Origin of the sequence: Streptosporangium carneum, from assembly GCF_027922005.1 — a bacterium.
GTDB classification, from domain to species: Bacteria; Actinomycetota; Actinomycetes; order Streptosporangiales; family Streptosporangiaceae; genus Streptosporangium; species Streptosporangium carneum.
The window spans coordinates 1-18,310 of record NZ_BSEV01000003.1 but is presented as its reverse complement, the minus strand read 5'-3'; the positions used below and the strand labels follow the sequence as shown (position 1 = coordinate 18,310).

Here is an 18,310-nt window from a genome sequence, read left to right as displayed (position 1 = left end):
AACGACCGGATGACAGGCAACAGGATCGCCCGCTTCGCGGCGGGTACTGTCGTCCTCGCGATGCTCGCCACCGCCTGTGCGAGCGAGCGCGGAGGGTCGGTCGACGTGTCGGCCGGTACGAACGGCACGACGGCGCCGGCCTCCGGTGACGCGGCGGCGTCCGGCGGCGAGGAGACGTTCGGGACGCTGAAGTCGCCGTGCGGCAAGGGCGACGCCAAGGGTGCGACAGAGCAGGGCGTCACCGACACCCAGATCACCATCGGCTTCGGCGACGACCGCGGCTTCCCCGCCGCGCCCGGCCTGTCCAAGGAGATGGGCGACGCCATCAGCACCATGATCAAGTGGTGTAACGGCCAGGGCGGCATCAACGGCCGCCAGATCAAGGGCAACCAGTACGACGCCGCCTACATGCAGGCCGCGACCGTCATGCAGAAGGCCTGCAAGCAGGACTTCATGCTCGTCGGCCAGGGCTTCGCCATGGACGAGGCGGCCGAGCAGTTCCGCGTCGGCTGCAAGCTGCCCACGGTCGCGGGCTTCACCGTCGGGCCGAACGCCGCGATGGGCCCGATGAAGTACGAGGCCGTCCCCTACCCGGTCGACCAGTACAACAGCTCCGCCCTGCGCCTGGCCGCCAAGCTGTTCCCCGAGTTCGGCAAGAAGGTCGACCTCATCGTCTCGACCTCGCCCGCGGTCAAGACGGGAAGCAACAAGATCGCGGCCGCGATGAAGAAGATCGGCATCACGCCGATGAACTGCGGCGTGATGCTCAACAACGACGGTGACGCGAGCTACGTCCCGTTCGCGGAGAAGTTCAAGTCCTGCGGCGTCGAGGCGCTGTGGACCTCCAAGACGCCCGACCCCGCGTCCTTCAGCCTGCTCGAGGCGCTGGACCGGGTGGGAAGCAAGCCGACGCTGGTGTTCGAGGCGACCTGGTACAGCACGGCCGTCTCCAAGTGGAACACCCAGGGCGTGGGCGACAAGATCCACGTTGGAACGATCTTCCAGCCGTTCGAGAACGCCGACAAGGTGCCCGCGGTCAAGAAGTACCTCGACCTGGTCAACGCCGAGCACGGCAAGGTCGCGCTGCTCGGCATGCAGGCGACCTCCGGGTTCCTGCTGTGGGCGCAGGCCGCGCAGGCCTGCGGCTCCGAGCTGACCCGTCAGTGCGTGATCAACAAGCTCTCCCAGGTGCACGAGTGGACCGGAGGCGGCCTGCACGCCCCGACCGACCCGGGCGCCAACATGCCCTCCTCCTGCTCGCTCATGCTGAAGCTCACGGGCCCGAAGTTCGCGCAGTTCTACCCGGAGAACATCGGCGAGTACGACTGCAACAAGGAGAACATCCTCAAGACTGACCCGGCCACCTGGGGCACCAAGCTCAACGAGGACCGGGTCGCCACCACCTTCCTGACCCCCGACGTGATCAAGCCGACGGTCTGACCCTCGGCGGGGGCGCCGCCCGCGGACCGTTTCCGCGGGCGGCGCCCCCTGACCACTCCCGAACTCACCAAGGGGGAATCGATGACGACGTTCCTGACCTTCACGATCCTCGGGCTGGTCCTGGGGGCGGTGTACGCCATCGCCGCCTCCGGGCTGGTGCTGACCTACAACACCTCGGGAATCTTCAACTTCGCCCACGGCGCGCAGGCCATGCTGGGCGCCTTCCTGTACTGGCAGCTCGCCTACGGCTGGGGCTGGCCCGTCTGGCTGGCGCTCGTCGTCGTGCTCGGCGTCGTCGGGCCCGCCATGGGCGGCCTGCTGCACGCCCTGATCATGAAGGGGCTGCGCGACACCGCGGACGTGACCAAGATCGTCGTCACCGTCGCGGTCCTGCTCGGGATGGTGTACCTGTCCCAGTGGATCTGGCATCCGGAGGAGGCCAGGATCGTCGAGATGTTCTTCGGCTCGAACGCGAAGGTCGAGTTCTCCGGCGTGGTCATCCGGGTTCACGAGATCATCTGCCTGGTGGTGGCGGCGGCCATCGCCATCGGCCTGCGCCTGCTGTTCACCCGCAGCCGGGTCGGCGTGGTCATGAGGGGCGCGGTCGACGACCCCGACCTGCTCAGGCTCAACGGCCACAACCCCGAGCGCGTCGCCGCCCTGTCCTGGATGATGGGCTCGACCCTCGCCGTGCTGGCGGGCATCCTGATCACCCCGATCGGCGGCGGCGCCCTCCAGGCGAACGCGCTGACGCTGCTGGTCATCGACGCGTTCGCGGCGGCGATGTTCGGGCGTCTGCGCAGCATCCCGCGCACCTTCGCCGGCGCGATCGTGCTGGGCATGACGGCGACCTACGTCATGGCGTACTTCCCGTCCGCGTGGACCTGGACCAGCAACTTCCGGATCTCGCTACCGATGATCATCCTTTTCGTCGTGCTCATCGTGCTTCCGCAGGAGCGCCTGCGGGGCGCCGCGATCCGGACCCGCGAGCGCTACCGCGTCCCCACGGTGCGCAGGGCGGCGGTCTGGGGCGTGGCCCTCGTGGCCGTCGTCTACCTGCTCAAGCTCCTCATGGTCGAGACCTCGGTCAGCACGTTCGCCCTGGGAATGACGTTCGCGATCATCGCCCTGTCGCTCACCGTGCTCACCGGGTACGCCGGGGAGCTGAACCTCGCGCCGCTGTCGTTCGGCGCGGTCGCCACGATCGTCGTCTTCCACTTCGGCGTCGTCGGCACCGGGCTGGCCGCCCGCCTCGACGTGTGGGGCGTCCTGCTCGCCGTCCTGGTGACCGCCGTCGTCGGCGGCCTGGTCGCGCTGCCCGCGCTCAGGCTGCGCGGGCTCTACCTGGCCCTCGCCACCCTGGCCTTCGGCGTCTTCCTGTCGAACATGGTGCTGCGCGACACCACCGAGCACACGGTCTTCGGCGTCACGTTCTCGCTGTTCCCCAACGGCTCGCTGATCATACCGCCGCTGCGGATCGGTCCCCTCGACCTGCGGGACGGCGACACGTTCCTGATGACCGCGACCGTGCTGTTCGCCCTGATCGGCGTCGGCCTCATCGCGCTGCGCAACAGCGGGTACGGCAGGCGCCTGGCCGCGATGAAGGACAGCCCCGCGGCCTCGGCGATGCTCGGTCAGAACCTGGTCAAGCTGAAGCTCAGCGTCTTCATGATCTCGGCCGCCATCGCCGGTCTCGGCAGCGTCCTGATGTCGAGCGCCATCGGCTCGGTCGCGTCGGAGAACTTCAACGTCATGGCCGGCCTCGCCCTGCTGATGCTCACCGTCGCGGCCGGGATCGGCTACGTCAGCGGCGCCCTCTTCGGCGGCCTGATGTCCGGCGTCGGATTCGTGATCATCGTCGCGACCTTCAACGACCTCGCCGCGGCCAACCCCGACCTGGCCCCGGTCTACCAGGCCATCGGCAGCCTGTCGGTCGTCAGCACGGCCCTGCTCGGCATCGGGGTCGGCAAGAGCCCCAGCGGCACCGTCCACGACGTCGTCGAGAGCTACCGGAGCCTGCGCGACGCCAGGCCCGTGCTGGTCGGCGGCGCCGTGCTCGAGGCCGCGCTGTACGGCCTCACGCTGGCCGGGATCATGGACAACTGGTGGTTCGCGATCCTCACCGCGTGCCTGGTCATGATGCTGCCGGTCTTCGGGCGGATGGTCATGGCGCGGGTCGCGCCGGACGAGGGGCGCCCGGCTCCTCACAGGACGCCGCCCGAGCTGGTCGGCGTCGACGAGCCGTACACCGAGGAACTGCGACGCGAGCTCGACCGCGAGCTCGGCCTGTCCGGCCACGACCGGGGACCCACGCCAGGCGGGCGCCGCCCCGTCCGGAGCGGGGCCGAGGAGGGAAACGTCCATGTCGTTGCTTGAGACACAGGGCATCACCGTCCGCTTCGGCGGCAACACCGCCGTCGACAACGTCAGCGTCGGCGTGGACGAGGGACGGATCACCGGCCTCATCGGCCCGAACGGCGCGGGCAAGACGACGCTGTTCAACACCGTCACCGGCCTGCAGCGACCCGCGGAGGGGAGAGTCCTCCTCGACGGCGTCGACGTCACCCGCCTGCCCCCGGCCAAACGCGCGCGCAGGGGCATGGCCAGGACCTTCCAGCGGCTGGAGCTCTTCCTGTCGCTGTCGGTGCGGGACAACATCAGAGTCGCCGGCGACATCCTGCGGGCCAACACGGGCAGCCGCGTCGACGTCGACAAGGAGACCGACCGGGTGCTCGAGCGGACGGGCCTGGGCGACATCGCCGACCTCGACGTCTCCGACATCCCGACGGGCCGGGCCCGCGTCGTCGAGGTCGCCAGGGCGCTGATGACCTCGCCGCGCGTGCTCCTGCTGGACGAGCCCGCCTCGGGCCAGACCGAGCAGGAGACCGAGGCGTTCGCCAGGATGCTGACCGGCCTCGCGGAGGAGGGGCTGGCGATCTGCCTGGTCGAGCACGACCTCCCGCTGGTGATGAAGCTCTGCGCCACGATCCACGTGCTCGACTACGGCGCGGTCATCGCCTCGGGAACCCCGAAGGAGATCCAGGAGTCGCCGGAGGTCATCGCCGCCTACATCGGTACGGAGGTCACCGCATGACCGGACAGGCCGCAGGAGGCCACGAGATGGACGCGACGTCCGGGCTCTCCCCGGGGACGGCGGACGCCGGCGGACCCGAGCCCCTGCTGGAGCTGGTGGCCGCCCGCGCGGCGTACGGGCCGATCGAGGTGCTGCACGGCGTGGACCTGAAGGTCGAGGCGGGCTCGGTGCTCGCGCTCCTCGGCCCGAACGGCGGTGGGAAGTCGACCACCATGAAGGTCTGCGCGGGCCTGCTGCCCCTCACCGGCGGCGACCTCAGGTTCGCCGGGCGCAGGGTGAACGGCATCTCGGCGCAGGACGCGGCGCGCCTGGGAGTGTGCTCCATTCCCGAGGGACGGGGCATCTTCGCCAACCTCTCGGTGCGGGAGAACCTGTGGGTCGCCACCGGCACGGGGGCGCGCATGGAGGAGATGGAGGAGGCGGCCTACTCCCGCTTCCCGATCCTCGGCAAGCGGCGCAACCAGCTCGCGGGCTCGATGTCGGGAGGCGAGCAGCAGATGCTGGCGCTCTCACGCGCCCTGGGGTCCAACCCTGCGGTCCTGCTGCTCGACGAGCTGTCCATGGGGCTGGCTCCCATGATCGTGACCCAGATGTACGACACCGTCGCGCAGCTCGTCGCCGAGGGCCTGTCCATCCTGGTCGCCGAGCAGTTCGCGCGCGCGGTGCTCCCCATCGCCGACACCGCCGCGCTGATGCTGCACGGCCGCGTCGTCTCCGTCGGCAGGCCCGACGAGATCGAGGAACAACTGTCAAGCAGCTATCTAGGAGGCTGAAGAATGCTCACCGAGGAACGACGGGAACAGTTCAAGACGGACGTGGCGGGGATGAAGCTGAAGACCGACCAGTCGGCGGGCGACGGCAGGAGCCGGATCCTGGGCGTGGTGCTGATGGTCGTCGGGGTGGCGGGAGGCTTCGTCTCCTACGTCAACTCGCTGTCCCAGGACGACCTCCGCAACGTCGGCTCCTTCCAGGTCCTGGCGACGGCCTTCGTCGCCCTCACGGTGCTGGGCGCCGCCCTCTACCTGGCGGGCGCGGTGGCGAGGGTGCTGCGGCTGTGGCTGCTCCGTCAGCTGCTGGAGGGCCAGTCGCAGGTGGACCAGATCACCGCGGCGCTGGAGAACCGGCAGATCTGACGGCCTGCCTCCCGGTCAGCGGGATTGACGAAATGTCGGGAACCTTCGCTCACTAACGTCACATTCGCCACCTGACCTGGTGTGCGGACGGAGGATCCCCTTGACTCAGACAACCCCCCGGGGCGATGACGTTCCGGACGTGCTCGCCCCGGCCAAGCTCGGCCCGGTCACCTTGCGCAACCGCATCATCAAGGCGGCCACCTACGAGGGACTGAGCAGAGACAGCCTGGTGACCGACGAACTCATCGACTTCCACGTCCGCCACGCGGCGGGCGGAGTCGGGATGACGACGGTCGCCTACTGCGCGGTCGCCCCGGAGGGACGCACCGACCGCAAGCAGATCCTGTGGCGTCCGGAGGCGGTCCCGGGCCTGCGCAAGCTGACCGACGCCGTCCACGCGGAGGGCGCGGCGGTCTCCGCGCAGATCGGCCACGCGGGCCCGGTCGCCAACCCCAAGAGCAACGGCGCCCCCGCGCTGGCCCCGGGCAGGCACTTCCACCTCACGACCACGAGCCTCACCAGGACCGCGACCCGCGACGACCTCGCCAGGGTCGTCAAAGGCCACGCGGACGCGGCCAGGATGGCCGTCGAGACCGGCTTCGACGCCGTCGAGATCCACCTCGGCCACAACTACCTCGCCAGCTCGTTCCTGAGCCCGAAGCTCAACCACCGCACCGACGAGTACGGCGGCCGCCTGGAGAACCGCGCGCGCCTCGCCAGGGACATCGCCCGCGCGGTCCGCGACGCCGTCGGCGGCGAGATCGCGATTCTCGCGAAGCTGAACATGGACGACGGCGTGCCCGGCGGCTTCTGGCTCGACGAGGCGATCCAGGTCGCCCAGTGGATCGAGCAGGACGGCTCCCTGGACGCCCTGGAGCTCACCGCGGGCAGCTCGCTGCTCAACCCCATGTACCTGTTCAAGGGCGACGCGCCCCTGCGGGAGTTCGCGGCGATCATGCCCCAGCCGGTGAAGCTCGGCGTCCAGCTGTTCGGCAAGTACAAGCTGCGCGCCTACCCCTACAAGGACGCCTACCTGCTCGACGACGCCCGGCAGATCCGCGCCGCCGTGAACATGCCGCTCGTCCTGCTGGGCGGGATCACCGGCAAGCACGTCATGGACCTGGCCATGCGTGAGGGCTTCCAGTTCGTCGCGATGGCCCGCGCGCTGCTGCGCGAGCCCGACCTCATCAACCGGATCACGGCGGGCGAGGACGCCCGGTCCCTGTGCATCCACTGCAACAAGTGCATGACGGCGATCTACGGCGGCACCCGTTGCGTGCTCGTCACCCCCACGAGCCCGCGCGACACGCGCCGGGACGCCACGGCCACCTCCTGAAGGAGCGAACGTGGAACTTGAGACGATCGCCGACCTGCTGCTCGACCGGGTCGGCGACGATCGGGCGGGCCTGCGCACCCGCGAACGGACCTGGACCTGGGACGAGGTGGTCCGGGAGAGCGCGGCGCGGGCGTCCCTGGCCAGGTCGCTGCGGACCGACGGCCCCTTCCACATCGGGGTCCTGCTCGACAACACGCCCGAGTACGTCTTCTGGCTCGGCGCGGCGGCGCTCAGCGGCGCGTCGATCGTCGGCATCAACTCGACGCGGCGCGGCGCCTACCTGGAGCAGGAGGTCAGGCACACCGACTGCCAGCTGGTCGTCACCGACCAGGCGGGCCTGGAACTGCTGGACGGCCTGGACATCGGCGTGGACCGCGACCGCTTCCTGCTCGTCGACGACGAGGGCTACGCCGGGCGGGTCGCCTCGCACGCCTGCGAGCCGGTCAGGGATCCCTCGATCACCGCGGCCACGCAGATGCTGCTGCTGTTCACCTCGGGCACCACCGGCGCCTCGAAGGCGGCGCGCTGCTCGCAGGGCAGGCTCACCAGGCTGGGCTACGCCAACTGCGCGAAGTACGACGTCAAGCGTGACGACGTCACCTACTGCTGCATGCCGCTCTTCCACGGCAACGCGCTGATGGCCCTGTGGGCCCCCTCGCTGGCGGCGGGCGCGACCGTCACCCTCGTGCCCAAGTTCTCCGCCTCGGGCTTCCTGCCCGACGTGCGCTTCTTCGGGGCGACGTTCTTCACCTACGTCGGCAAGGCCATCGCCTACGTCCTGGCGACCCCCGAACGGCCGGACGACGCGGACAACCTTCTCACCCACGCCTTCGGCACCGAGGCCTCGCCCGAGGACCGCTCCGAGTTCCTGCGCCGCTTCGGCTGCACGCTCATCGAGAGCTACGGTTCGAGCGAGGGCGCGGGCATGATCAAGCTGACCCCCGAGGGGCCGCTGTCCGCGCTCGGCCGTCCCGCCCACGAGGGCGTCAGGATCGTCAACCCCGAGACCCTCCGGTTCCGCCCCGCCGCGGTGCTCGACGAGCACGGCCGGGTGACCAACGCGGAGGAGTCCATCGGGGAGATCGTCGACACCGAGGGCGCCGCGAAGTTCGAGGGCTACTACAACAACGAGGCCGCCAACGCCGAGCGGGTCCGCCACGGCTGGTACTGGACCGGCGACCTGGGCTACGTCGACGAGGACGGATACATCTACTTCGCGGGCAGGTCGGGGGACTGGATCAGGGTCGACGGGGAGAACACCTCCGCCCTCCTGACCGAGCGCATCCTGCGCAGGCACCCGGACATCCTCGCCGCGGGCGTGTTCGGCGTGCCGGACGCCCGGTCGGGAGACCAGGTGATGGCGGCCGTCGAGATCCCCAAGGGCACGACCTTCGAGGACCTCGCCCTGCCCGCCTTCCTGTCCGGGCAGAGCGACCTCGGCACCAAGGGCGCGCCCCGCTACGTGCGGGTCTCCCACGCCCTGCCCACGACCGGCTCGAACAAGCTGCGCAAGAAGGAGATGCAGCTCGACGGCTGGCGGACCGACGACCAGGTCTACCGCTGGGTCGGCAGGGGCGAGCCCGACTACACCCTGATGACCGACGAGGACAAGGCCGCCCTCCGCGAGGAGTTCCTCGCCAACGGACGCCTGCGTTTCCTGCCGTAGTCACCACAGACAAGCAACCCGAGGAGGACAGCGCACATGGATCTGCGCGAGACCGCCGCGCAACGGCGGCTACGCGAGGAGCTGCGGAACTACTTCGCGAACCTCTTGCCCGAGGACGAGCGCCGCCGCGTCGGGGAGGCCGGCGTCGGCGGAGAGCGCTTCCGCGAGGTGGTCAAGCGCCTGGGCGCCGACGGTTGGCTCGGCGTCGGCTGGCCGACCGAGTACGGCGGGCAGGGCCGCTCCATCGAGGAGCAGTACGTGTTCTTCGACGAGGTCCAGCGGGCCGGTCTGCCGTTCCCCTTCGTCACCGTCAACACGGTCGGCCCCACGCTGATGCGCTACGGCTCGCCGGAACAGAAGCAGCGTTTCCTGCCCGGCATCCTGTCCGGCGACATCGTCTTCGCGATCGGCTACACCGAGCCCGACGCGGGCACCGACCTGGCGTCCCTGAAGACCCGCGCGGTCAGGGACGGCGACGAGTTCGTCGTCGACGGCAGCAAGATCTTCACCAGCGGCGCGAACACCGCCGACTACGTCTGGCTCGCCTGCCGCACCAACCCCGAGGCCCCCAAGCACAGGGGCATCTCGATCGTGATCGTCCCCACGGACGACCCCGGCTTCTCCTGGAGCCCCATCCAGACCGTCGGCGGCCTGCTCGTGACCGCCACCTACTACAGCGGCCTGCGGGTGCCCGCGGGCAACGTCGTCGGCGAGGTGGACGGCGGCTGGAGCCTGATCACCACCCAGCTCAACCACGAGCGGATCGGCCTGGCCGCGCTCGGCGGCCGGATGATCCGGCTGTGGGAGGACGTCCTGGAGTGGGCCAGGGACAACGGCGTCCTCGAACTGCCGTGGGTCCGCAGGGACTTCGCGCGCACCTACGCCAAGCTCGAGGCGATGCACCTGATGAACTGGAAGATGACCAGCGCGGTCGCCAGGGAGACGCTGTCGGGCGCGGACGCGGGAGCGGCCAAGGTCTACGGCACCGAGACCCACATCGACGTGCAGCGGACCCTGTCCGGCATCCTCGGGGCCGCGGGCCGCATCCGGCCCGAGTCGCCGGGAGCCGCGCTCGCCGGGCAGATCGAGCAGCTGTCCAGGCAGGGCATCGTGAACACCTTCGGCGGCGGCGTCAACGAGATCCTCAGGGACATGGTCGCCACCCAGGGACTCGGCCTTCCCCGGCTGGGACGCGGCGCATGAGCGAGAGCTACGAGGAACGGCTGCGGTCCTTCGTGGGGCGCGAGCTCGTCCCGGCGAAGCCGGGCCAGGACCCGGTCAACCGGCCGATGATCCGGCACTGGGTCGAGGCGATGGAGGACGGCAACCCGATCTACCTCGACGACGAGGCGGCCCGCGCCACGGGCAGGGCCGGGGTCGTGGCGCCCGCCTCGATGATCCAGGCCTGGACGATGCGCGGCTACGCCGCGACGATGACGCCGACGGACGCGGGCGGCTTCGGCGAGCTGGTCTCCCTGCTCGCCGAGGGCGGCTACACCTCGGTGGTCGCCACCGACTCCGAGCTGGAGTTCCACCGGGAGCTCGTGCCCGGCGACCACGTCAGCATGCGGGAGGTCGTCGAGTCGATCTCCCCGGAGAAGAACACCGGCCTGGGGGCCGGGCGCTTCGTGACCACGCTGAAGACCTACCGGGACCAGGACGGCGAGATCGTCGCCACCCAGCGCTGGCGCACCCTGCGCTTCCGGCCCGCGACGAAGCCCGCCGAGGGAGCCGCGCCGGAACCGGGAGAGGCGGAGCAGGCCAGGGCGCTGCGGCCCAGGCCCGCGATCAACAGGGACAACGCCTTCTGGTTCGAGGCCGCGCTCGAGCACCGGTTGGTGATCCAGCGGTGCGTCTCGTGCAAGGCGCTCAGGCACCCGACGGGGCCCTGCTGCCCCGAGTGCAACTCCTTCGACTGGGACACCGTCGAGGCGTCGGGACGCGGGCACGTCCACAGCTTCGTGGTCAACCACCACCCCCGCCACCCGGCGTTCGACTTCCCGCTGATCGTCGCGGTCGTCGAACTCGCCGAGGGCACCCGGCTCATCACCAACCTGGTCGGCGTCACCCCGGAGGAGGTCGAGATCGACATGCCGGTCACGCTCGACTGGGTGGACGCCGACCCCGGCCTGTCACTTCCGGTGTTCCGGCCGGTCGCGCAGGAGGACCACTGATGGATTTCACCCTTGACGAAGAGCTCGAAGCGGTCCGCGGCCTGGCGGCCGAGATCTTCGCCGACCGGGCCACGGCCGAGCGGCTCCGCGCCGTCGAGACCTCGCAGACGCGCGTCGACGAGGAGCTGTGGACCGAACTCGCGAAGACGGGCCTGCTCGGCATCGTGCTGCCCGAGGAGGCGGGAGGCGCCGGGCTCGGGCTGGGCGCGCTGTGCGTCCTGCTGGAGGAGCAGGGCCGCTTCGTGGCCCCGGTCCCGGTGTGGGCGGCCACCGTCGCGGCGCTCGCCGTCGCCGGGCACGGCACCCCCGAGCAGCGTCGAGACCTGCTTCCCGGCGCGGTGGACGGCTCGTCGCGGCTGACCGTGGCCCTGGAGGAGTTCGGCCCGCACGACCCGGGCGAGCCGGAGTGCGTCGCGGAGCCGGACGGCGACGGCTGGCGTCTCACGGGCGTGAAGGCCGTCGTCCCCTCCCCGTTCGGGGCGGATCACGTGCTGGTCGCGGCCCGCGCCGAGGCCGGCGCAGGCCTGTTCCTGGTCGCCGCGGACGCCGAGGGTCTCACCTGGCAGCGGGCGGAGACCACCACCCACGACCTCAGCGGCACCCTCACCCTCGCGGGCGCGCCCGCGCGGGCGGTCGGCACGCCGGGAGACGGCGCCCTCGGCCGGACCGTCGAGCTCGCCTCCGTCGCCTTGGCCGCCCTCCAGCTCGGCGTCGCCCAGGGGGCGGTACGGCACGCCGCGACCTATCTCGGCGAGCGCGTGCAGTTCGGCCGTCCGCTCGCCACCTTCCAGGCGGTGCAGCACCAGCTCGCCGACTGCTACATCGAGATCGACGCCATGCGGGTCTGCCTGTGGCAGGCCGTGTCGGCGATCGAGGAGGGCGAGGCGGCCGCGGCCGTGCTGGTGGCCAAGTGGTGGGCGGGCGAGGCCGGGCTGAACGTCGTCCACCGGACCGTGCACGTGCACGGCGGCATCGGCGTCGACACCGACTACCCGGTGCACCGGCACTTCCTGTGGGGTAGGCAGATCTCGACGACCCTGGGCGGCGCGAGCGCCGACCTCGCCCGCCTCGGTGACGTGCTGGCGGCCGCGCCGGTGGCCTCATGAACGCGCGGAGCGCAGGGGACGACGGAGTGAACGGCGCACCGGTCACCGCGGGCGACGTCGCGGGCGGCACTGTGAACGGCATTGTGAACGGCGCCAGGGACTACGCCGGGATCGCGGTCGGCGACACGCTCCCCGAACTGTCGATCCCGCTGACCCGGACCATGATCGTCGCGACCGCGATCGCCAGCCGCGACTACCAGGACGTGCACCACGACCCCGAGCTGGCCCTCCAGCGCGGGTCCAAGGACATCTTCATGAACATCCTGACCAGCAACGGACTGGTCGACCGGTTCGTCACCGGCTGGGCGGGACCCGCCGCCGTCGTCAAGGCGATCAGGATCCGGCTCGGCGCCCCCAACCATCCCGGCGACACCATGGTGCTGACCGGGACCGTCTCCGCCAAGGACGACAAGGACAACCAGGTCGAGATCTCCGTACGCGGCACGAACAGCCTCGGCCCCCACGTGACCGGCACCGTCGTCGTGAGACTGCCGAAGGGCGGCGACGCATGAGCCGCACCGCACCCGGCCCGCTGTCCGGCGCCGCCGCGATCGCGGGCATCGGCGCCACCGAGTTCTCCAAGAACTCCGGGCGCAGCGAGCTCCAGCTGGCCTGCGAGGCGGTGCTCGCCGCCGTCGCCGACGCCGGGCTGAAGCCGTCCGACGTCGACGGGCTGGTGACGTTCACCGCCGAGACCAACTCCGAGATCCACGTCGCCCGCAACACCGGCATCGGCGAGCTGAAGTTCTTCTCGCGGATCGGTTACGGCGGCGGGGCCGCCTGCGGCACGATCCAGCAGGCCGCGATGGCGGTCGCCACCGGGGTCGCCGACGTCGTCGTCTGCTACCGCGCCTTCAACGAGCGCTCCGGTGAGCGCTACGGGCTCGGCCAGGCGGACCGGGCGATGGACACCACCGCCGACCGCGCGGCCTACTCCTGGATGACCCCGTTCGGCCTGTCGACCCCCGCCCAGTGGGTGGCGATGTTCGCCCGCCGCTACATGCACGAGTACGGCGCGACCAGCGAGGACTTCGGCCGGGTCGCCGTCGTCGACCGCAAGCACGCCGCCGTCAACCCGGCCGCCTGGTTCTACGGGCGGCCCATCGACCTGGCGGAGCACCAGGCCTCCCGCTGGATCGCCGAGCCGCTGCACCTGCTGGACTGCTGCCAGGAGACCGACGGCGGTCAGGCGATCGTCGTCGTCTCGGCTGAGCGGGCCCGCGACCTGCCGCACGCGCCCGCCGTCATCAGGGCCGCGGCTCAGGGGTCGGGCAAGGACCAGCACATGATGACCAGCTACTACCGGCCCCAGATCTCCGGCATTCCGGAGATGGGACTGGTCGGTCGCCAGCTGTACGCGCAGAGCGGCCTGAGCCCCGACGACGTCGACGCGGCGATCCTCTACGACCACTTCACCCCGCTGGTGCTCCCGCAACTGGAGGAGCTCGGTTTCTGCGCCAGGGGAGAGGCCAAGGACTTCGTCGCGGACGGAAACCTCGAGGTCGGCGGGCGACTGCCCTGCAACACCCACGGCGGCCAGCTCGGCGAGGCCTACCTGCACGGCATGAACGGTGTCGCCGAGGCCGTGCGCCTGGTCCGCGGCACCTCGGTCAACCAACCGGAAGGGGTCGACAACGTGATCGTCACCGCGGGCACGGGCGTGCCGACCAGCGGCCTGGTGCTCGGAGCCGACCGGTGAACACCGGAGACTGGCGGGGACACCGCCTCGGCGAACGGACCGTGGCCTACGACGAGCGCGACGCGATCCTCTACGCGCTCGCGGTCGGCGCGGCGGCCACGGACCTGGACCTGGTCTTCGAGGAGCGCCTGCGGGTGCTGCCGACGTTCGCGCTGACCCAGGCGCAGTGGGCTCCCGACGCCCTCGGCTCGCTGGGCGCCTTCGACACCAGGACGGCGGTGCACGGCTCCCAGCGGCTGCGGGTGCTCAGGCCGCTGCCGAGGGCCGGGGAACTCACGATGGCCGCCCGGGTGGCGCAGGTGTGGGACAAGGGCGCCGCCGCGATCTTCGAGGTCGAGGTGGAGAGTGACTACTTCGTGGCGACCTGGTCGCTGTTCGCGCCCGGCCGCGGCGGCTTCGGAGGGGAGAGGGGACCGTCGAGCCCGAAGCGTCCCGAGACCCCTGCGGACCGCGAGTTGCGGCTGGACACCTCGCCTGACCAGGCCGCGCTCTACCGCCTGCTCGGCGACCGGCACCACATGCACATCGACCCGGAGGCGGCCAAGGCGGCGGGGATGCCCCGGCCGTTCATGCACGGCCTGTGCACGCTGGCCGCGGTGACCCTGCCGCTGGCGGCCACCGCCGGTGCGCACCCGGCGGACCTGGCCGAGCTGGAGGGCAGGTTCGCCTCCCCGGTCTTCCCCGGGGACCGGCTCGGCGTGCGAGGCTGGACCGAAGGGGACGCGACGCTGTTCGAGGTGGCCTCCGAGGGCGGCTCGGACGGTGACCCGGGTGCCCCGGCGGGTGGCACGGTGATCTCCGGCGGCCGGGTCAGGTTCGCCGCCGCGCCGTAGCCGCTGTGGCGAGGCCGGGACCGGCTTACAGGGCTGTGGCCCTGGAATCCGGTCCCGGCCGAGCCGGTCGGGCTGATGCCGTGACCGGACTGCCCGACGGCGTAGGCGCGGGTGACGGTCCGGGTCAGCCCCGCGTGGCCAGGTAGCGGGCGGGGAACTCGCCTCCGCCGTGGACGGCGATGTCCGCACCGGTGACATAGGACGACAGGTCGCTCGCCAGATAGAGGCAGGTGTTCGCGACGTCGGCGGGCACCGCCATCCGTCCCATCGGGATCACCTTCGCGACCGCGGCGCCCTCGTCCTCGCCGTACACCGAGGCCGCGGCCTCGGTCCTGATGAGGCCGGTCGTGATGTGGTTGACCCGCACCCTGGGGGACCACTCGAGGGCCAGCGCCCGGGTGAGCGTCAGCAGCCCGGCCTTGGCCGCGGAGTAGGCCGCGGTGCCCGGCTGCGGGTCGTGGGCGGAGACGCTGCCGATGTTGATGATCGAGCCTCCGGTCTCCTGTCCCTGCATGACCTTGTTGGCCGGTTGCGCCACGTAGAACGGCGCGAGCAGGTTCAGGTCCACGATCTTCTCGACGAACCGGGGGGAGACCGTCGCCGCGTCCGCGTCCGGCGAGCCGCCCGCGTTGTTGACGAGGACGTCAAGCCTTCCCATGCGTTCGACCGCGCTGCTCACCAGGCCCGCGGCCGCTGTGGCGTCCCGGATGTCGGCGGGGATGAAGTAGGCGCTCCTGCCGCCCGCGGTCGGCAGGACGGCGGGCTCGGCGCGTCCGCCGACGACCACCTCGGCGCCCGCGGCCAGGAACGTCTGGGCGATCACGAACCCGATGCCCTTGGTCCCTCCGGTGACCAGCACCGCCCGGCCGCCGAAGTCCGTCGTCACTTTCATCGCGTTCCTCCATAGACGCCCAATTCGGTGCACGGAGAATACGGCCGCTCGGCGCGGACTGTGCCGCAGGTACCAGCCACCGGGACCGTCCCCCACGAGCCCTCGGCTCCGGCGGCACCATGGGCGGCACCGGAACCGGTCCGTACCGAAGCAGGAGAGTTCATGAGCAAGAACCACGCGTTGACGATTCCCGGTGTCCTGGAACGCGCCGCCCGTGACTTTCCGCACGTCGAGGCCGTCGTGGACGGTCAGGTCCGGTTGACCTACTCCGAGCTTGAGGAGCGGGTGCGCGCGGCGGCGAGGGCCTTCGTCGCGTCGGGTGTCGGCAGGGGAGAGCGGATCGCCGTCTGGGCGCCCAACAGCCTGCGCTGGATGGTGACCGCGCTGGGCGCGCTCTGCGCCGGGGCGGTGCTGGTGCCGGTCAACACCCGCTACAAGGGTGACGAGGCGCGGTGGCTGCTCGCCCGGAGCGGAGCCCGGATGCTCTTCGTCGAGGACGGTTTTCTCGGCAACGGCTACCTGGCCATGCTCGGCGTCGGCGACAGCCCTGGTGACAGTGGCGGCGACGGTGAGGAGGGCGGGGCGGCCGCCGACGCGGGGAGCGTGCCGGGCCTGCCCGATCTCGAGACCGTGGTCACGTTCGACGCCGGAGACAGGCCGGGGGCGACGGGCTGGGCGGAGTTCCTGAGCCGGGGGGCCCTCGTCTCCGAGGAGGAGGCGCTCGCGCGCACGGCATCCGTGACCCCGCAGGACGTGGCGGACATCCTGTTCACCTCCGGTACGACGGGCAGGCCCAAGGGGGCCATGTGCACGCACGAGCAGAACGTCCGGACCTACGAGGCGTGGTGCGGCCGGACCGGGGTCGCCGCGGGGGACCGCTACCTCATCGTCAACCCGCTCTTCCACTGTTTCGGCTACAAGGCCGGGGTCCTGGCCTGCCTGATGCGGGGGGCCACGATGGTGCTCCAGCCGGTGTTCGAGGTGGAGGAGACGATGCGGCTGGTCGAGGCCGAGCGGATCACCGTCCTGCCGGGCGCGCCGACCGTCTACACCTCGATGCTCGACGCGCCCCGGAGTCCGAGGTTCGACCTGTCGTCGCTCCGCCTGGCTGTGACGGGCTCCTCGATCGTGCCGATCGCCCTGGTACGGCGGATGCGCGCCGAACTGTTCCCACAGGTGGTCACGGCGTACGGGCTCACCGAGTCGTGCGGCACGGTGACCGCGTGCTCCGTCGAGGACGACGACGTGACCGTGGCGGCCACCTCGGGGCGGCCCATCGAAGGAGTCGAGGTGAAGGTGGCCGACGGCCACGGCGAACCGGTGCCCGCGGGAGAGATCGGCGAGATCCTCGTCCGGGGCTACAACGTGATGCTGGGCTACCTCGACGACGAGCGGGCGACGGCCGAGGCGGTCAGGGACGGGTGGCTGCTGACCGGGGACCTCGGCCGTCTCGACGACCGGGGCAACCTGACCATCACGGGGCGCTCGAAGGACATGTTCGTGGTCGGCGGGTTCAACGTCTACCCGGCGGAGATCGAGCAGGTGCTGGCCCAGCACGAGGGCGTCTCCGAGGCGGCCGTCGTCGGCATCCCCGACGAGCGGCTCGGCGAGGTCGGCCGGGCCTACGTGGTCGCACGCCCCGGAGCCGCTCTCACGGCGCAGACGCTCGTCGAGTACTGCCGGGGCAGGCTGGCGAACTTCAAGGTGCCGCGCGAGGTCGTCATCCTGGACGACTTCCCGCGCAACGCCAGCGGCAAAATCCAGAAAACCCAGCTCCCCAAGACCTGACGGGCTGCTCCCGCGCGGTCCGGCCCCGGAGCGCGCGGATTCCCACGCCCTTCTCCCGGTTCGACCGCCACCCCCCGCACCGCGCCATCCAGCCCTGAAACACCCACGTTTCCCTTGAAAGGGGCACTGCGCGCCGGGTCCTGCCAACGTGCATCCACGTGACCCATACGACGAGCAGCGACCTACTGCCGGATCAGCCAGGACCGCGAGGGCGCAGGGTTAGGTGTCGCCCGCCAGGAAGTCGACTGCCGAGCTCTGGTCGAACGCAAAGGGGGGACCGCCGTGGACGTCTACCCCGACAACGACGTCAGCGCCTTTTCCGGGTGAGCGAGTCCCTGACGGTCGCACACGGTCAGTACCGGACTACACGCATCTCGCCCATCTGAACGACACCTCCTGATCTCCGTGGATGCGACCTGCGCGACCCGCGTCGTTCCAGGCCGTCTACAGATATGGAGGCGCCATGCCGCGAAACTCATCGGCCCGAACGGATGCCGGCGGTGTCCGCTTCCGTCCTCACAACCAGGAGCTGATCGCGAAGACGAAGAGCAGGGAGAGCACCAGGACGATCGCCCCGACGGTCATGAACAGCACGCCGAGAAGCACACCCCTGCCGCTCGCCCCGTCCAGACGGGCGCGCTGGGGTCGCTCAGGGTCGTAGACCACCATGACCTGCTGGCCCGGACGGACCGGCGACGGGTTCGAGCCCAGATCCGACTCGGTCTCCACCACGGAGCCCTGCACCGTCTGGAACCGCAGTGTGGGGCAGTACACGCCGGTGTCGACGCCGGACCCGGACCAGCGCAGTCCCACGACGACGCCCGGCACCCGCACCCCGTGCCGCCGCAGCCGCTGCCCGACGGTGATGGCACGGATGCCGACCCCGATGAACACCGCTCCGAACACCGCTCCGAACATGACTCCGAACAATGGCGCAGTGCTCATGTCCGCTGTCTCCTTCTCGTCTCGTTCGAGGGCCTGCACCGCCGAAGCCCGACCCGGTCGATCACCTGCCGGTGACCGCGTCATCGGAAGTCATCAGAAGGAGCAACGGGAGCGCGGCAGCTTGCCGGACGCCTTGCGGTCCTTGCGATTCCCCGACACGAACCGCACCGGCGCTCTCCTGTCCCCGCGCATCACGCTTCTCCG

At 70.8% G+C, this 18,310-nt stretch carries 16 protein-coding genes; 14 read left to right on the top strand and 2 right to left on the bottom strand.

Annotated elements, in window-relative coordinates; all coding sequences use genetic code 11:
• Positions 1-9 precede the first annotated feature (9 nt).
• The 13 genes from PKF00_RS09660 (at position 10) to PKF00_RS09600 (ending at position 14,481) form a co-directional block, all read left to right on the top strand.
• Positions 10-1,440: an ABC transporter substrate-binding protein gene (locus tag PKF00_RS09660; protein ID WP_271217068.1), complete on the top strand. Its 1,431-nt coding sequence runs from the start codon at positions 10-12 to the stop codon at positions 1,438-1,440.
• Between the two features lie 81 nt (positions 1,441-1,521).
• Complete coding sequence (locus PKF00_RS09655) at positions 1,522-3,816, top strand: branched-chain amino acid ABC transporter permease (protein ID WP_271217067.1); 2,295 nt, start codon at positions 1,522-1,524, stop codon at positions 3,814-3,816.
• On the top strand, positions 3,803-4,534 hold the full coding sequence (locus PKF00_RS09650; RefSeq protein ID WP_271217066.1) for an ABC transporter ATP-binding protein: 732 nt from the start codon (positions 3,803-3,805) through the stop codon (positions 4,532-4,534). The genes PKF00_RS09655 and PKF00_RS09650 overlap by 14 nt, the downstream gene beginning before the upstream one ends.
• On the top strand, positions 4,531-5,307 hold the full coding sequence (locus PKF00_RS09645) for an ABC transporter ATP-binding protein (protein WP_271217065.1): 777 nt from the start codon (positions 4,531-4,533) through the stop codon (positions 5,305-5,307). Before PKF00_RS09650 ends, PKF00_RS09645 begins: the two co-directional genes overlap by 4 nt.
• A 3-nt stretch (positions 5,308-5,310) precedes the next feature.
• Positions 5,311-5,667 (top strand): hypothetical protein, encoded by a 357-nt coding sequence (locus PKF00_RS09640; RefSeq protein WP_271217064.1) that lies wholly within the window; start codon positions 5,311-5,313, stop codon positions 5,665-5,667.
• A gap of 100 nt (positions 5,668-5,767) precedes the next feature.
• Positions 5,768-7,003, top strand: a complete 1,236-nt coding sequence (locus PKF00_RS09635; RefSeq protein ID WP_271217063.1) for an NADH:flavin oxidoreductase — start codon at positions 5,768-5,770, stop codon at positions 7,001-7,003.
• A 10-nt stretch (positions 7,004-7,013) separates the two neighbouring features.
• Positions 7,014-8,669, top strand: coding sequence for a steroid-22-oyl-CoA synthetase (casI, locus tag PKF00_RS09630; RefSeq protein WP_271217062.1), 1,656 nt, complete (start codon positions 7,014-7,016; stop codon positions 8,667-8,669).
• Between the two features lie 36 nt (positions 8,670-8,705).
• Positions 8,706-9,872 (top strand): acyl-CoA dehydrogenase family protein, encoded by a 1,167-nt coding sequence (locus tag PKF00_RS09625; protein WP_271217061.1) that lies wholly within the window; start codon positions 8,706-8,708, stop codon positions 9,870-9,872.
• Positions 9,869-10,843 carry a bifunctional MaoC family dehydratase N-terminal/OB-fold nucleic acid binding domain-containing protein gene (locus PKF00_RS09620; RefSeq protein WP_271217060.1) on the top strand — a complete coding sequence of 325 codons (975 nt, stop codon included), beginning with the start codon at positions 9,869-9,871 and terminating at the stop codon, positions 10,841-10,843. Before PKF00_RS09625 ends, PKF00_RS09620 begins: the two co-directional genes overlap by 4 nt.
• On the top strand, positions 10,843-11,949 hold the full coding sequence (locus tag PKF00_RS09615; RefSeq protein WP_271217059.1) for an acyl-CoA dehydrogenase family protein: 1,107 nt from the start codon (positions 10,843-10,845) through the stop codon (positions 11,947-11,949). The genes PKF00_RS09620 and PKF00_RS09615 overlap by 1 nt, the downstream gene beginning before the upstream one ends.
• Positions 11,946-12,461 carry a MaoC family dehydratase gene (locus PKF00_RS09610; RefSeq protein WP_271217058.1) on the top strand — a complete coding sequence of 172 codons (516 nt, stop codon included), beginning with the start codon at positions 11,946-11,948 and terminating at the stop codon, positions 12,459-12,461. The genes PKF00_RS09615 and PKF00_RS09610 overlap by 4 nt, the downstream gene beginning before the upstream one ends.
• A complete protein-coding gene (locus PKF00_RS09605) occupies positions 12,458-13,648 on the top strand; it encodes a lipid-transfer protein (protein WP_271217057.1) in 1,191 nt (396 codons plus the stop codon). The genes PKF00_RS09610 and PKF00_RS09605 overlap by 4 nt, the downstream gene beginning before the upstream one ends.
• Positions 13,645-14,481, top strand: coding sequence for a MaoC/PaaZ C-terminal domain-containing protein (locus tag PKF00_RS09600; protein WP_271217056.1), 837 nt, complete (start codon positions 13,645-13,647; stop codon positions 14,479-14,481). Before PKF00_RS09605 ends, PKF00_RS09600 begins: the two co-directional genes overlap by 4 nt.
• A gap of 124 nt (positions 14,482-14,605) precedes the next feature.
• Here the strand turns inward: PKF00_RS09600 and PKF00_RS09595 are convergent, their stop codons facing one another.
• Positions 14,606-15,373 carry an SDR family oxidoreductase gene (locus PKF00_RS09595; RefSeq protein WP_271217055.1) on the bottom strand — a complete coding sequence of 256 codons (768 nt, stop codon included), beginning with the start codon at positions 15,371-15,373 and terminating at the stop codon, positions 14,606-14,608.
• A 162-nt stretch (positions 15,374-15,535) separates the two neighbouring features.
• Here PKF00_RS09595 and PKF00_RS09590 point away from each other — a divergent pair, with 162 nt between their 5' ends.
• Positions 15,536-17,161, top strand: coding sequence for an AMP-binding protein (locus PKF00_RS09590; RefSeq protein ID WP_271217054.1), 1,626 nt, complete (start codon positions 15,536-15,538; stop codon positions 17,159-17,161).
• A 516-nt stretch (positions 17,162-17,677) separates the two neighbouring features.
• Here the strand turns inward: PKF00_RS09590 and PKF00_RS09585 are convergent.
• Positions 17,678-18,106: a DUF3592 domain-containing protein gene (locus PKF00_RS09585; RefSeq protein ID WP_271217053.1), complete on the bottom strand. Its 429-nt coding sequence runs from the start codon at positions 18,104-18,106 to the stop codon at positions 17,678-17,680.
• Positions 18,107-18,310 lie beyond the last annotated feature (204 nt).

Excerpts from the sequence above, each read along its gene's own strand:
- PKF00_RS09605 (WP_271217057.1), top strand. The coding sequence starts at position 12,458 with ATGAGCCGCACCGCACCCGGCCCGCTGTCCGGCGCCGCCGCGATCGCG.
- PKF00_RS09590 (WP_271217054.1), top strand. The coding sequence starts at position 15,536 with ATGAGCAAGAACCACGCGTTGACGATTCCCGGTGTCCTGGAACGCGCC.
- PKF00_RS09650 (WP_271217066.1), top strand. The coding sequence starts at position 3,803 with ATGTCGTTGCTTGAGACACAGGGCATCACCGTCCGCTTCGGCGGCAAC.
- PKF00_RS09595 (WP_271217055.1), bottom strand. The coding sequence starts at position 15,373 with ATGAAAGTGACGACGGACTTCGGCGGCCGGGCGGTGCTGGTCACCGGA.
- PKF00_RS09640 (WP_271217064.1), top strand. The coding sequence starts at position 5,311 with ATGCTCACCGAGGAACGACGGGAACAGTTCAAGACGGACGTGGCGGGG.
- PKF00_RS09645 (WP_271217065.1), top strand. The coding sequence starts at position 4,531 with ATGACCGGACAGGCCGCAGGAGGCCACGAGATGGACGCGACGTCCGGG.
- PKF00_RS09620 (WP_271217060.1), top strand. The coding sequence starts at position 9,869 with ATGAGCGAGAGCTACGAGGAACGGCTGCGGTCCTTCGTGGGGCGCGAG.
- PKF00_RS09615 (WP_271217059.1), top strand. The coding sequence starts at position 10,843 with ATGGATTTCACCCTTGACGAAGAGCTCGAAGCGGTCCGCGGCCTGGCG.
- PKF00_RS09585 (WP_271217053.1), bottom strand. The coding sequence starts at position 18,106 with ATGAGCACTGCGCCATTGTTCGGAGTCATGTTCGGAGCGGTGTTCGGA.
- PKF00_RS09660 (WP_271217068.1), top strand. The coding sequence starts at position 10 with ATGACAGGCAACAGGATCGCCCGCTTCGCGGCGGGTACTGTCGTCCTC.
- PKF00_RS09610 (WP_271217058.1), top strand. The coding sequence starts at position 11,946 with ATGAACGCGCGGAGCGCAGGGGACGACGGAGTGAACGGCGCACCGGTC.
- PKF00_RS09625 (WP_271217061.1), top strand. The coding sequence starts at position 8,706 with ATGGATCTGCGCGAGACCGCCGCGCAACGGCGGCTACGCGAGGAGCTG.
- PKF00_RS09655 (WP_271217067.1), top strand. The coding sequence starts at position 1,522 with ATGACGACGTTCCTGACCTTCACGATCCTCGGGCTGGTCCTGGGGGCG.